Consider the following 14645-nt stretch of genomic DNA (forward strand, 5'->3'; position numbering starts at 1 on the left):
ACCCCTGCGGCGCAAAAGCCCAAATTGGGCAATTTGTTGGAGACCCAGGCAGGTGTCCCCCCCGAGGTGGTCGAGGCGGCGCTGAACAAACAGCAAAAATCGCGCGAAACCAGCGGCGGTGAAGAAAACCGATACATCCGGGTACAGGCCGATCGGCTTGACGCCGTCATCAATCTGTTGGGCGAGCTGGTCATTGCCGGCGCGGGCGCCAATCTGCTGGCGCGTGAAACCCGCAATGTGGCGCTGATCGAGGCCAATCTGCACATGAATGGCCTGATTGAGGAAATCCGCAACGGCACGCTGGGCCTGCGGATGGTGCCGGTGGGCGAGACCTTCAGTCGCTTCCGTCGCGTGGTGCGCGACACCGCGTCGAGTCTGGGCAAAGAGGTCAACTTTGAGATCGTGGGTGGTGAGGCTGAACTCGACAAGTCCATGGTCGAAAAGATTGCTGACCCGCTCATGCATCTGGTGCGCAACTCGCTCGATCATGGCCTGGAGCCGCCGCAGGAGCGCATTGCGGCGGGCAAGAGTGCGGCGGGCAAGCTGATTTTGAGCGCCCGCCACGAAACCGGTGCTATTTTGATCCGTATCGAAGACGACGGCCGGGGCATCAACCGCGAGCGGGTGTTGCAGCGTGCCTGGAACCGCGGTCTGATCGAACCCAATACCGTGCCCAGCGACGATGTGATCAACATGATGATCTTCGAGCCGGGCTTTTCGACCGCCGAGCAGGTGACCAATCTGTCGGGGCGCGGGGTCGGCATGGATGTGGTCCGGCGCAACATCGAGTCCCTGCGTGGCTCGATCAAACTCGACAGCCGCCCGGGACGGGGCTTGCAGGTGGACATCCGACTGCCCTTGACCCTGGCGATCATCGATGGTTTTCTGGTCGGGGTGGGCAAGGCCAAGTTTGTGTTGCCGCTTGGCTCGGTGGTCGAGGTCATCGAAGCCGGTGGTCAGAACGTGCGGGTCGACAAGACCGGCCGCCATTGTGTCGAGCTGCGTGGCGCAGTGTTGCCGGTGGTGCGTTTGCGCTCACTCTATCATGTGGAATCCAGCTTGCCTGAGCGCACCAGCGTGGTGGTGGTCAACTCGCCGCGCGGCAAATACGGCATTGAGGTGGAAGTCTTGCTGGGCCAACAACAGACGGTGATCAAACCGCTGGGGCGCTTGTTCAAGACCTTGCGTGGCATTTCCGGCTCCAGCATCCTGGGCAGTGGCGAGGTGGCGCTGATTCTGGACGTGGCTTCGCTGGGTGAATTGGTGACGGCAGACATCCACAGCGCGGCGCACCGCGCGATCGGACAACCCTCGTGACGCGCGCCGTTCGGCCGTCCTCATTTTGAAAAGACCAACATGAGTAACCATCTTGCGATTTCCAGTGCCGCCGAACCGTTGGCCGTGCCGCGGCGTGTTGTGGCCAAAGAAGAAGTGCTGCAATACCTCACCTTCAGCCTGGGTGACGAGGTGTTTGCCATGGACATCCGCAGCGTGCGGGAGATCATCCAGTTCAATGCGATGACCATCGTGCCACTGATGCCGGAGTTTGTGCGGGGCGTCATCAACCTGCGTGGTGCGGTGGTGCCGGTGATCGACCTCAAGTCCCGCTTTGGCCGGGCTGTGGCGCAAATGGGCAAGAAAACCTGCGTCATCATTTTTGACGTGGGTGCCGAAGGCGACAAGGTGGAGCTGGGCCTGCTGGTGGACGCCGTGAGCGAGGTGATCGAGATCACGGCCTCGCAGATTGAACCGCCGCCACAGTTTGGCACCACCATCGAGCGCGAGTTCATTCTGGGCTTGGGCAAGGTGGGCTCGGAGTTCATCGTGATCCTGGAACCGGAGCGCGCGCTGTGTATTGACGACATGGCCGCCTTGGCGGCAAAAGGTCACGCCACCTGATGTGCGGGACTGCGGTCTGCACCCTTTGAATCCTACGAGGAGCCTCATTCATGAACCAACTGACGATCAGGACACGTATCCTGGCGGGGTTTGCTTTGCCAATCTTGCTGTTTATCGGGTTTACCTTCTGGTTTTCCGGACAGCTGTCACAGGTCAAGCAGAGCATGGTTCAGGTGTCCGAACAGAGCGTGCAATACGCCTTGCTGGCCACGGCCATGGACAAGAACGTGGTGCAGATTCAGCAGTTTTTGTCTGACATTTCTGCCACCCAAGGTAAAGACGGTCTCGACGACGGCTTCAGAAAAGCCAAAGAAAACTATGAAGAGTTCAGCGCCGGGTTGACGCGGTTCGAAAAACATTTCGCCGAAACCGGCGATGCTGCATCTGCCAAACAGGTGCAAACCATCAAGGCCGATGCGGCTGCCTATTACGCCACCGGTCAGACCATGGCCCAGGCCTTTGTGGCAGCAGGTCCGGTGGCCGGCAACAAGCTGATGGGCGGGTTTGACAGTGCCAGCGAACAGTTGCAAAAACAGCTGGCACCGTTTGTCAAGGCCCAGGTGGAGCATATGAAGGCCGATCTTGCGGCGTCGTCTGCCAAGACCGACCAGATTGCGCGCATCGGCATCATCATTGTGGCGGTGGCGGTGCTGGTGGCGGTGCTGGTGGCATTTTTTGTCACCGCCAGCATCATGCGGCCGCTGGGACGCGCGCTGGGAGCTGCGCGTGAGGTGGCGGCTGGCCGGCTCGACACGGAAATAGAGTCTGATGAGAGCGAGATTGGCCAGCTGATGGCACCGCTGGCCAAGATGAAAGACACCTTGTTGCAGTTCGAAGCGGCGCAAAGTGAAATGGCACGTCAACATGAGCTGGGTATGCTGGACTACCGGATGCCGGTAAACCAGCTTGAAGGCGACTACAAAGCCATGGGAGAGTCGATCAATTCCCTGGTGAACTCACACATTGCGGTCACCATGAAGGTGGTGGAGGTGGTGAGCGCCTATTCGGACGGCCGGTTTGATCTGGCAATGGACCGATTGCCGGGCCAGAAAGCCCGCATCAGCGAGGCGCTGGACAAGGTGCAAGCGGGTCTCAAGGACGCGGCCATGGCCGCGCAGCGCAACCTGCGCATCAAGACGGCACTCGACCGGTGTACCACCAACGTGATGATTGCCGATACAGACTTCAACATCATTTACCTGAACGACACCGTCAGCGCCATGATGCACCGCAATGAAAGCGAGTTGCGCAAAGTCTTGCCGCAGTTCGATGCCAACCGCCTGGTGGGTGCCAGCATCGACGTGTTCCACAAAAACCCCAGCCATCAGCGGCAGATGCTCGGGCAGCTTAATCAAAGTTATAGAACGCAAATTCAGGTCGGCAACCTGCATTTCAGTTTGGCCGCCAATCCGATCACCGACGAGCGGGGCCAGCGCTTGGGTACCGTGGTGGAATGGGCGGATCGCACTGCCGAAGTGCACATCGAGAACGAGATTGCGGGCGTGGTTGACCATGCCAGTGCCGGAGATTTCGGGCATCGGCTGAGTGTGGCTGACAAGACCGGTTTTTTTGCCACCCTCTCGGTGGGCATGAACCGCCTGCTCGACGTCAGTGCGCAGGGTTTGAACGATGTGGCCAAGGTTCTGGCGGCATTGGCCGATGGCGATTTGTCGCAGCGCATGACGGGTGATTACGCCGGCCTGTTTGCCAAGGTCCAGGAAAGTGTCAACCGGTCCAACGACAACCTGGCGCGTGTCATTGGTGAGGTGCGCGCCGCCGCGGACGCGCTGACGGGGGCGGCCAACCAGGTGTCTGCCACGGCTCAATCGCTGAGCCAGGCGGCCAGCCAGCAAGCATCGAACGTGGAGGAAACCACCTCCAGCATCCATGTCATGTCGGCGTCAATCAGCCAAACCAGTGACAACGCGCGCATCACCGATCGCATGGCCACCCAGACCAACAAAGAGGCCGTTGAGGGTGGCGCGGCCGTCACGCATACGGTGGATGCGATGAAACAGATCGCATCGAAGATCAGCATTGTGGATGACATCGCCTACCAGACCAATCTGTTGGCGCTCAACGCAGCCATCGAAGCGGCGCGCGCCGGTGAGCACGGCAAGGGTTTTGCGGTGGTGGCCGCAGAGGTTCGCAAGTTGGCTGAGCGCAGCCAGGAGGCGGCCAAGGAAATAGGCGCCCTGGCGGCCAGCAGTGTCACCCAGGCAGAGAGCGCCGGCAAGTTGCTGGGCCAGATTGTCCCCAGCATTCAGAAAACTTCAGAACTGGTCCAGGAAATTGCGGCAGCGAGCAGCGAGCAAAGTGGCACCGTGACCCAGATCAGCGGGGCCATGGGACAACTCAGCAAAGCCACGCAGCAGAATGCGTCCGCATCCGAAGAGTTGGCGGCGACCAGCGAAGAGCTTTCAGGTCAGGCCGAGCAATTGCAGCAGTCAATTGCTTTCTTTCACGAGGGACAGGGGCAAACGCCGGTGCGCAGCCGTCAGCAGGCGGCGACCGCGCCGGCACGACTGGAGCGACGCCAGCTGGGTGCGCCGCTGATCGCGGCACCGGTGCGTCGCGGTGACAGCGCCAATTTCAAGCCCTACTGAGATAGGGCCATAGTCAGTGCAAATACTCTTTGAGGAGACGGTTGAATGAAAAACAGGCAGACACCCAGTAGCCAGGAAAGGGTCATGCGGGAAGGCGACTTTATCGTCTCCAAGACCGATCTGAAAGGCCGCATCACTTACTGCAATCGCGTGTTCATTGAATTTTCGGGTTATCAGGCGTCCGAGCTGATGGGCGAGCAGCACAACATCGTGCGTCACCCCGACATGCCGCGCGGCGTTTTCAAGTTCCTGTGGGACACGCTGGCACAGAAAAAGGAGTGTTTTGCATTTGTCAAAAACATGTGCAAGGACGGCAGCTTCTACTGGGTATTTGCCAATGTGACGCCGGATTTTGATGCCAACGGTCAGGTCGTGGGGTATTTTTCGGTACGTCGCAAGGCCAGCACCAAAGCCATTGCGCTGATGGGCGGTCTGTACCAGGCCATGCTCGAAGAAGAGCGCAAGGCCGGCTCCAAAGACGCTTGTGATGCCTCATTGGCTTTGTTGACCAATACCCTGAAACAACAAGGAGTCAGCTATGAGCAATTCGTCCTCTCGCTCTGAGTTTGCCGCCTACCCGGCGCTGCTTGGCTCGCTGCTGGTGGTCGCGGCGTTGCTGCAAAGCTGGCACCAGGGCTGGAGCGCATTCGTGCTGGTCTGGTTGCTGCCTTTGCTGCTGCTGCTGGTGCTCTGGCACGTCAAACTGCAGTCACAGCAACATTGCGTGCAGCAGATTCGCGCGATTGCCCAAGAGGTGGCCCAAGGCAATTTTGGCCAACGGGTCGACCGTATGCCGTCCAGTGGTCAATTGCACGACCTGAGCTGGGACTTCAACGACATGCTCGATCAGCTGGAAGCCTGTTTTCGTGAGCAGGCCACGGCCCTGCGCTACGCCAGCGGTGGCCAGTATTTCAGGCTGGCGCAGTCCGAAGGCTTGCGTGGATCATTTCAGGCCGCGCTGGTGCAGACCAATGCGTCCCTGCAAACCATGTCGCGTACCGCAGAACTGGAACAGCGCGCCGCCGCAGAGAAACTGGCGGCCTATGAGCAGGAGCAGCGCGTCGCCAGCGAAAACATGCGCATCAAGATGGCGCTCGACAGCCTGCCCGAATGTGTGACGGTATCGAACGCGCAAGCCGCTTTTGTGCACGCCACGCCGGCAGCCAAGCTGCTGTTGCAGAAATTTGGTGGCGCCGGTTTCGATGTCGACCGATTTGTCGGCCGCAAACTCAGCGAATTGTTCACCGACCCCCGGGTGGCCGAGCGTTTTGACCATGCCATGCAGTCGGGTGAAGTGGTCGACGTGGAAATCGCCGGGCGGCAGATCAGGCTGTTGGCCAAACCCATCCTGGATGGCCAGGGGCATGCGCTGGGCCGGGTCACGCACTGGATTGACCGCACCGTCGAGATTCAGTCCGAGCAGGAGATCGCAGCGGTCGTGGCATCAGCCGCCAAAGGGGATTTGAGCAAGCGTCTGAGCCTGCAAGGCAAAGCCGGTTTCTTTGCGGCGATTGCGCAGGGCATGAATGAGCTGGTTGAAACCAGTGAAAGCGCCATGACGGACGTGGCCCGGGTGTTGGAGGCCTTTGCCAAGGGGGACCTGACCGAGCGCATTGATCGCAGCTATGAAGGCTTGTTCGACATGGTCAAGCGCAGCGCCAACTCGACAGCAGAGAACCTGACGCAGGTGCTCGAAGAGGTGCGCGCTGCCGCAGACGCGCTGACCGGGGCGGCCAACCAGGTGTCGGCGACCGCGCAGTCACTGAGCCAGGCGGCCAGTGAGCAGGCAGCCAGCGTTGAAGAGACTACCTCACAGATTGACGTAATGAGTGCCAGCATTACGCAAAACAGTGACAACGCCAAAGTCACCGACGGCATGGCCACCAAGGCCACCAAAGAGGCGGTGGACGGTGGCCAGGCGGTGAGTCAAACCGTAGGTGCCATGAAACAGATTGCGGCCAAGATTGGCATTGTGGACGACATTGCCTACCAGACCAATTTGCTGGCCTTGAATGCGGCCATTGAGGCGGCACGCGCTGGAGAACACGGCAAAGGCTTTGCGGTGGTGGCCGCAGAAGTACGCAAACTCGCTGAACGCAGCCAGGAGGCAGCCAAGGAAATTGGTGAACTCGCGGGCAACAGCGTGACTACGGCAGAGCGGGCCGGCAAGTTGCTTGACGACATTGTTCCCAGCATCCAGAAAACCAGCGAGCTGGTGCAGGAGATTGCGGCGGCCAGCAGCGAGCAAAGTGAATCGGTGACCCAGATTGGTGGCGCCATGGGTCAGCTGAGCAAGGCGACGCAGCAAAACGCCAGCGCATCTGAAGAGCTGGCCGCCACCAGCGAAGAGCTTTCCGGGCAGGCCGAGCAGTTGCAACAAAGCATTGCCTTTTTTAATTTTGGCGACGATGCCGTGGCGGTGTCCAACCGTTTCTCGGGTGCCCCCGCGCTGTCTGACCGCAAGAAACCGCCGCCGGCACCCCCGCAGCGGCGCATTGCCACGGGTGGCAATTTCAAACCCTATTGACCCATTTTCCAGAATCGATCCGCCATGAGTCACGACAAGGACATCGAAGAGCGCACCCGCCTGGCGGGTACCAACAAGTTTGAGCTGCTGTTGTTCAGACTTGGCGAGTCCCCCAGCACCGGTGAGCGCGAGTTGTTTGGCATCAATGTGTTCAAGGTGCGCGAGGTGCTGGTGATGCCCAAAATCACGGCTTTGGCCAATTCCCATGAACACCTGATGGGTATTGCCAACATCCGGGGGCAGATCATTCCGGTGATCAACCTGCCGGCGGTGGTCGGCTGCAAACCCACCAAAGGGCACACCATTCTGATGGTGACGGAGTTTGCGCGGACCGTGCAGGCGTTTGCGGTCGAAGATGTGCGCGAAATTGTCCGGCTGGAATGGGACCAGGTCTTGCCTGCCGAGAGTTCCCATGCGGGTGCGCTGGTCACCGGGATTGCACGGCTGGATGGGGCCAAGCCGGATACCCGTCTGGCGCAGGTGCTCGATGTGGAAGAAGTGCTGCGCGATGTCATGCCAGTCACCAAAGAGGAAATTACACGGGAGGTGGTCGGCCCCGAGTTGATCTTGCCCGCAGGTACATCCATCCTGGTCGCTGACGACTCCCATGTCGCGCGCGCGGTGATTGAACTGGGGCTCAAGGCCATGGGTGCGCCATTTGTCATGACCAAAACAGGCAAAGAGGCGTGGGACTACCTGCAGGACCTGGCCGATCACGCCAAGGCCGAGGGTTTTCGGGTCAGGGATCGCATCTCCGTTGTTCTGACCGATCTGGAGATGCCGGAAATGGATGGCTTTACCTTGACCAAACTGATCAAGCAGGACCAGCGCTTCAAGGGTATCCCGGTGGTGATTCACTCGTCGTTGACCGGCACCACCAATGAAAATCACGTCAAGGCGGTGGGGGCGGACGGTTACGTTGGAAAGTTTTCACCGCGTGAATTGGCCCACACTCTGAGGCTGGTGCTGAGCCAGATCCTGGGCAAGTAGTTTCTAAAAGGACTCATCATGAGCACAAAGCAATTTTCTCTTATGGATCGCCTGTTCAATGGTGCTGAAATCAATCGGCGACTGGCCGAACTGGAGCAGGAACTTCAAGTTCGCATCGACATCATGAACCTGACCTCGATCGTGTCCGAGTCCGACAAGAAGGGCGACATCGTCAGCATCAACGACAAGTTCATGGAAGTTTCCAAATACGGTCGCAATGAACTGGTCGGGCACCCCCACAGCACCACGCGCCACCCGGACATGCCCAAGGAGACCTTCAAGCAGTTGTGGGCCACCATCGGGCGCGGCGACATATTTCGTGGTGTCATCAAGAACCGCGCCAAAGACGGCACGCCCTATTACGTCGATGCGGTGGTGGCGCCGTTCATGGGGCCCAACGGCAAGCCGGAGAAATATCTGGGTGTGCGCTATGACATCACCGATGTGGAGATTGAGCGGCGCAATGCGCGTGCCATTTTGAGTGCCATCGACGCCAGCTATGGGTACATCGAGTTTGATCTGGATGGAAAGATACTGACTGCCAATGGCATTCTGCTCAAACTGATGGGGTACAGCCTTGACGAAATCAAAGGTCAGCACCACCGGATTTTTGTTGACCCCGCCTTTGCCCAGACCCCTGAATACGCGCAGTTCTGGAACGATTTGCGTACCGGTATGGCGAAAAGTGATATTTTCAAACGACTGAATCACAGCCATCAGGAAGTTTGGCTGCAGGGGGTCTATGCACCCGTCAAGGACGAAACCGGGCGTGTGAGCAAGGTGGTCAAGATTGCCACGGACGTCACGGCCGACGTTCGTATCAAAATGGCGATCAACAATTTGCCGGTGGCCGTCACCGTTTCAGACGCCAGCGGTTGTCTGGTCAGTGCCACGCCACCGGCCGTGACTTTGTTGCAGATGTTCACAGGTGAGAGCACCAGCGCTTCTGCCTTGATCGGGCGCAAGTTGACGACGCTGTTCCGCAACCCCCAGGACGCCGACAAACTGGAGCACGCCACCCGCAGCGGTGAAGTGATCGACACGTTCATTCAAGGCCATCATCTCAGACTGCAGGCGCAGCCAATTCTGGATAGCCAGGGTGGCCATGCAGGCCGGGTGACTTATTGGCTTGATCGAACCCAGGAAGTTTCGGCAGAGAGTGAGGTGGATGACCTGGTTAAAGAAGCGACGCAAGGTCGTTTTGATGGTCGGATTGACGCGACCAACAAAACCGGATTCCTGGCCAAATTGTCAGGCGGCATCAATACCCTGGTTGAAACCTGTGAGCGTGGTTTGAACGACGTCGCGCGGGTGGTGCAAGCCTTGTCAGAGGGTGACCTGACCCAGCGCATGACGGCGAATTACGAAGGTCTGTTTGGTCAGGTCAAAGACAGCGTCAACGCCAGCACCGACAAACTGTCACAAGTGATGACCGAGGTTCGTGCCGCGGCGGACGCGCTGACCGGGGCGGCCAACCAGGTGAGCGCCACCGCGCAAAGCCTGAGCCAGGCGGCCAGCGAGCAGGCGGCCAGTGTTGAAGAAACCACTTCACAGATCGACGTGATGAGTGCGAGCATCACGCAAAACAGTGACAACGCCAAAGTCACCGACGGCATGGCCACCAAGACCACCAAAGAGGCCGTCGATGGCGGCCAGGCCGTCAGCCAGACCGTGTCGGCAATGAAGCAGATCGCTGCCAAGATTGGCATCGTGGACGACATTGCCTACCAGACCAATCTGCTGGCGCTCAATGCCGCCATAGAAGCGGCGCGCGCGGGCGAGCATGGCAAGGGCTTTGCGGTGGTGGCCGCCGAGGTGCGCAAACTCGCTGAGCGCAGCCAGGAGGCAGCCAAGGAAATTGGCGAACTCGCGGGCAACAGCGTCACCACCGCAGAACGCGCTGGCCGGCTGCTCGACGACATTGTGCCCAGCATCCAGAAAACCAGCGAGCTGGTGCAGGAGATTGCGGCGGCCAGCAGCGAGCAAAGTGAATCGGTCACCCAGATTGGTGGTGCCATGGGTCAGCTGAGCAAGGCGACGCAGCAAAACGCCAGCGCATCTGAAGAGCTGGCCGCCACCAGCGAAGAGCTTTCCGGGCAGGCCGAGCAGCTGCAGCAGTCGGTCGCGTTCTTTAATCTCGGTGATGGGCACAAGGCAGTTTCTGGTCGCCATGAGTTGTCAGCGCCGCGGCGTGGCGGACGCGAGTTCGGTGCCAGTGCGCCACGTTTGTCGGCACCGGTGCGCACGGGTGGCAACTTCAAACCCTATTGAACCCAATATCTTCCCGCTTGCTTTCAATCTTTAAGACCTTGCACCTATGCGTCAACAAACATCGACTGACAACAGCACTGGCCCCTTGCTAGGCCTGTTCGGCCCGGGTATGCGGCTGATGGGCAATTTGCAGTTTGGCGGCAAGGCGCTGCTGATCTGCCTGGTATTTCTGTTGCCCATTGGCTGGTTGGGCTGGTCTCTTTACACGACCAAGGCCACCAGCATCGCTTTTTCAGCCAAGGAAAAGCTGGGTGTGCGTTACAACCGCGAGATCTTTCCGCTGATCAACGCAGCGCAGCAATGGCGGCGTGACGCAACCTCCATGGCGGCCAACGGTGCGGCACCTGCCACGCTGACGGAGGTGCAGAGCAAACTCAAGCTGGCGCAAGACAGGCTGGCCGCGGTGAACCAGGAACTGGGCTCACAGCTCGATACCGGCAAAACCTATGCTGCCGTGCAGAAGGCTTTTGCCGATGCCCAGGCTGCCGGTGCACCGGGCCAGCACATGGATGCCGTGTTTGAGGCACACACCGCACATATCAAGGCGCTGGTGGCCTTGATGCTGCAGGTCACCGATGCCTCCAACCTCACTCTCGACCCTGACATCGACAGTTATTACCTGATGGATTCGAGTTATTTCCGGATGCCTGACATTCTGGAGAGCACCGGCAAACTGCGCGGCATGGGGCTGGGCATCATGAAGGCCGGTGCCATCACGCCCCAGCAGCTGGATTTCCTGCATGCGCTGATGCCCATCGCCGATTTTCAGTTCAACAACATGCGTGATGGCCTGGCCAAGGCTTACGCCTACAACCCGGCGCTGGCGTCCAAAGATGAGGCAGGAAATGCCCTTGGGATCACCGAGTCGTTTTTTGCGCTGGCACGCAATGGCGTGATCGATGGCAAAGACTACGCGGCAGAAACCCAGGCGTCGTACCTGTCGCTGGCAAACATGTCGCTGGAGGCCCAGTATGCATTGCTGGAAAAAATGCAAACCGAGCTGCAGATGCTGCTCGATCAGCGGGTGGGCGGGATGCAGACCGAACTCCAGGTCACGACCGGCGTTCTGTTGGTGAGCCTGTTGTTGGTGGCTTACCTTTTTTACAGCTTTTATCTGGTGACCAATGGGGGCTTGCGGCGGGTCAGCCTGCACCTGCAGGAGATTGCCCAGGGCAATCTGCACCACAGGCCAGCGCCGCCCACCGGCCGTGACGAGCCGGCCCAGGTGCTGCAGTCGGTGATCACCATGCAGGAGGTATTGGCCCAGTTTCGCGCGGCGCAGGTGGAGCTGGCGCAGCAGCATGAGGCCGGGATGCTCGATTTCCGCATGGCCTCACAAGGCCTGCCGGGTGATTATGCGGTCATGGCCGAGTCGATCAACCAGCTGGTGCAGGCCCACATTACCGTCAAGATGAGAGTGGTGGAAGTGGTATCGGCCTACACCGAAGGGCGTCTTGACGTGGCCATGGAGCGTTTGCCCGGTCAGAAGGCGCGGGTGACCGCCGCCATCGATCGGGTACAGGCCGCCATGAAGCAGGCGTCCGAGGCAGCGGCCTTCAACCTGCGCCTGCGCTTGTCGCTTGACAGTCTGCCGGTGGCGGTAACGGTTTCCAATGCCCAGGCACAACTGGTCCACGCCACACCGCCGGCCAAAGAGATGCTCAAGCTGTTTGGCGGCAGTGGCTTTGACACCGACAAGTTTTATGGCAACAAGCTCTCCACCCTGTTCAAGGACTCGACCCATGCGAGCCGGTTTGATCAGGCGGTGAAAACTGGCGAAACGGTGGAAATGGAAGTGGGCGGGCACCAACTGCGCTTGTTGGCCCGTCCGGTGCTTGATAGCCACGGCACACCCATCGGCCGCATCACCCAATGGCTGGACCGTACCAATGAAATTGCGTCGGAACTTGAACTCGACCAGATGGTGAGCGCCGCCTCGCAGGGCGATTTCAGCCGCCGCTTGAGTCTGGACGGCAAAACCGGCTTTTTCGGCAAACTCTTCGAGGGCATGAACCAACTGGTCGAAACCAGCGAACAGGGTCTGTCGGACGTGGCGCGGGTGCTGGCCGCGCTGGCGCAGGGTGACCTGACGCAGCGCATCACGCACGATTACGCGGGTTTGTTTGCCAACGTCAAAAACAGCGTCAATGCCACCAACGAGGCCTTGTCCAGGGTCATAGGTGAAGTGCGCAGTGCCTCGGATGCGTTGACCAACGCCGCCGGGCAGGTCAACGCCACTGCCCAGGCGCTCAGTCAGGCGGCCAGTGAGCAGGCGGCCAGCGTGGAGCAAACCACGTCGTCCGTCAACCTGATGTCGGCCTCGATCAACCAGAACAGTGACAACGCCCGTGTCACCGATAGCATGGCCACCAAAGCCAGCAAGGAAGCCGTTGACGGTGGTCGTGCGGTGAGCCAGACCGTGTCGGCAATGAAACAGATCGCTGCCAAGATTGGCATCGTGGACGACATTGCCTACCAGACCAATCTGCTGGCGCTCAATGCCGCCATAGAAGCGGCGCGCGCGGGCGAGCATGGCAAGGGCTTTGCGGTGGTGGCCGCCGAGGTGCGCAAACTCGCTGAGCGCAGCCAGGAAGCTGCCAAAGAAATTGGCGAGTTGGCCGTCAGGAGTGTGACGACGGCCGAACGTGCCGGTAAATTACTCGATGAAATTGTCCCCAGCATCCAGAAAACCAGTGAGTTGGTGCAGGAGATTGCAGCAGCATCCAGCGAACAAAGTGAATCGGTCACCCAGATTGGTGGCGCCATGGGTCAGCTGAGCAAGGCGACGCAGCAAAACGCCAGCGCATCGGAAGAGCTGGCCGCCACGAGTGAGGAGCTGGCAACCCAGGCCGATCAGTTGCAACAGAGCATCGGGTTCTTCAATACGGGCGAAACTCGGTTGCTGGCTCGCGGGCGTAATGAGGCGTCCGCACCCGAGCGACGCGGCATTGGTGGGCGTGCGCCGCGGGCATCGGTGCCGGTTCTGACCGCCGCTCCGGTCAGGGGTGGCGGGAACTTTCGCCCCTATTAAGAAAGCTTGGCGTGTCAAACATCAGTTTCAGCGACCGTGAGTTCAAACGCATCAGCGAGATCATGTACCAGGCGGCTGGCCTGTCCTTCAATGACTCGAAGAAGTCGCTGATCCAGTCACGCCTGTTGCCGCGCATCCAGCGCATCGGCGCGGGCAGTTTTGCCGACTACATTGCCATGTTGGAGGATGAGTCGCAGGCGGCAGAGTTCCAGATGGCGGTCGATCTGCTGACCACAAACGAGACCTATTTTTTCCGCGAACCCAAACATTACGAGTTGCTGGAGCAGGAGCTCGCAAGTCGCAAAAGTCGCGCGCCACTGGCGATCTGGAGCGCTGCATCCTCGTTTGGGGATGAGGCCTACAGCACGGCCATGCTGCTGGCCGACATGCAGATGCAGGGACGCATTGGTCCGGACTGGTCGATCCTGGCCACCGACATCAGCCACCGCGTGTTGCTGAGTGCCAAAGAGGCCGTCTACCCCGAAGACCGGCTGCGTGCCGTCAGCCCGGAGCGACTGCGCCGCTACTGCCTGCGTGGCGATGGTGATTCTGAGGGTCAGGTGCTGCTGCAGGACAAGATTCGCGAACGGGTGCAGTTTGGGCGCCTCAACTTGTGCCAGCCCATTGATGGCATTGGCCCTTTTGACGTGATTTTTCTGCGCAACGTGCTGATTTACTTTGATGTACCAACCAAGATCGAGGTGGTGGACCGGGTGCTCGCGACGCTCAAGCCAGGGGGTCTGTTTTTTCTGGGTACCGCCGAGGGCCGCGTCGCCTGCAAAACGCCATTGCAGACGGTGCAGCCAGGCGCCTTTCGCAAAACGCCTTGATGAGCGCCGCAGAATATGGCCACTTTTGAATTGATGCCCGGCGATGTCGCCCTGGGTCAGGCGGGTGATACGCTGAAAACGTTGCTGGGCTCGTGTGTCAGCGTGATCCTGACCGATCCGCGGCGCACCGTCGGGGTGATGTGCCACATTGTGCATGTGGGCCACCCCAACGCAGCCAACAAACACAATACGGCGTTTGGTTCGGTGGCCATGGCCGACATGGTGCGCCGACTGTACCAGGTGGGTTTTGCGCCGCGCAGTTGCGAGGCCTATGTGGTGGGTGGAGGCAACATGTTCCCCAACCTGTTCACCCACCATCATGTCGGTGCCAACAATGTGGACTGGGTGCTGGGTTACCTGGAACACCATAAGATCCGCATCCTCAAGCAGGACCTGGGGGGTGCAGGCTACCGTCGTTTGTTGTGGACCGTCGGCCCGGCCGAACCCACAGTGGAAACCGTATCAACCAATTCATAAAAAGCAGGGCAAAA

Annotated in this window: 10 protein-coding genes; all 10 read left to right on the forward strand. The window is 59.7% G+C overall.

Translation table 11 applies throughout. The features are described 5' to 3' along the window. The first annotated feature begins 24 nt into the window (after nucleotides 1-24). Genes KBF66_RS00390 through KBF66_RS00435 form a run of 10 tightly spaced genes read left to right on the forward strand, consistent with a single transcriptional unit; the run spans nucleotide 25 to nucleotide 14631 of the window. Nucleotides 25-1317 carry a chemotaxis protein CheA gene (locus KBF66_RS00390; protein ID WP_296650172.1) on the forward strand — a complete coding sequence of 431 codons (1293 nt, stop codon included), beginning with the start codon at nucleotides 25-27 and terminating at the stop codon, nucleotides 1315-1317. 39 nt (nucleotides 1318-1356) lie between these two features. Beyond that, a complete protein-coding gene (locus KBF66_RS00395; RefSeq protein ID WP_296650175.1) occupies nucleotides 1357-1899 on the forward strand; it encodes a chemotaxis protein CheW in 543 nt (180 codons plus the stop codon). A 50-nt stretch (nucleotides 1900-1949) separates the two neighbouring features. Next, a complete protein-coding gene (locus tag KBF66_RS00400) occupies nucleotides 1950-4505 on the forward strand; it encodes a methyl-accepting chemotaxis protein (protein ID WP_296650178.1) in 2556 nt (851 codons plus the stop codon). 45 nt (nucleotides 4506-4550) lie between these two features. Next, on the forward strand, nucleotides 4551-5069 hold the full coding sequence (locus tag KBF66_RS00405) for a PAS domain-containing protein (RefSeq protein ID WP_296650183.1): 519 nt from the start codon (nucleotides 4551-4553) through the stop codon (nucleotides 5067-5069). Beyond that, nucleotides 5044-7032, forward strand: a complete 1989-nt coding sequence (locus tag KBF66_RS00410; RefSeq protein WP_296650187.1) for a methyl-accepting chemotaxis protein — start codon at nucleotides 5044-5046, stop codon at nucleotides 7030-7032. The genes KBF66_RS00405 and KBF66_RS00410 overlap by 26 nt, the downstream gene beginning before the upstream one ends. Before the next feature lie 24 nt (nucleotides 7033-7056). Further along, nucleotides 7057-8022: a chemotaxis protein gene (locus KBF66_RS00415; RefSeq protein WP_296650192.1), complete on the forward strand. Its 966-nt coding sequence runs from the start codon at nucleotides 7057-7059 to the stop codon at nucleotides 8020-8022. 18 nt (nucleotides 8023-8040) lie between these two features. Then, complete coding sequence (locus KBF66_RS00420; protein ID WP_296650197.1) at nucleotides 8041-10293, forward strand: methyl-accepting chemotaxis protein; 2253 nt, start codon at nucleotides 8041-8043, stop codon at nucleotides 10291-10293. 46 nt (nucleotides 10294-10339) lie between these two features. Next, nucleotides 10340-13324 (forward strand): methyl-accepting chemotaxis protein, encoded by a 2985-nt coding sequence (locus KBF66_RS00425; RefSeq protein WP_296650202.1) that lies wholly within the window; start codon nucleotides 10340-10342, stop codon nucleotides 13322-13324. 11 nt (nucleotides 13325-13335) lie between these two features. After that, a complete protein-coding gene (locus tag KBF66_RS00430) occupies nucleotides 13336-14154 on the forward strand; it encodes a CheR family methyltransferase (protein ID WP_296650208.1) in 819 nt (272 codons plus the stop codon). Nucleotides 14155-14169: 15 nt separating this feature from the next. Continuing rightward, nucleotides 14170-14631 (forward strand): chemotaxis protein CheD, encoded by a 462-nt coding sequence (locus KBF66_RS00435; protein WP_296650211.1) that lies wholly within the window; start codon nucleotides 14170-14172, stop codon nucleotides 14629-14631. Nucleotides 14632-14645: the final 14 nt, after the last annotated feature.

This window comes from Rhodoferax sp., from assembly GCF_018063565.1.
In the GTDB taxonomy this organism is placed as follows: Bacteria; Pseudomonadota; Gammaproteobacteria; order Burkholderiales; family Burkholderiaceae_C; genus Rhodoferax.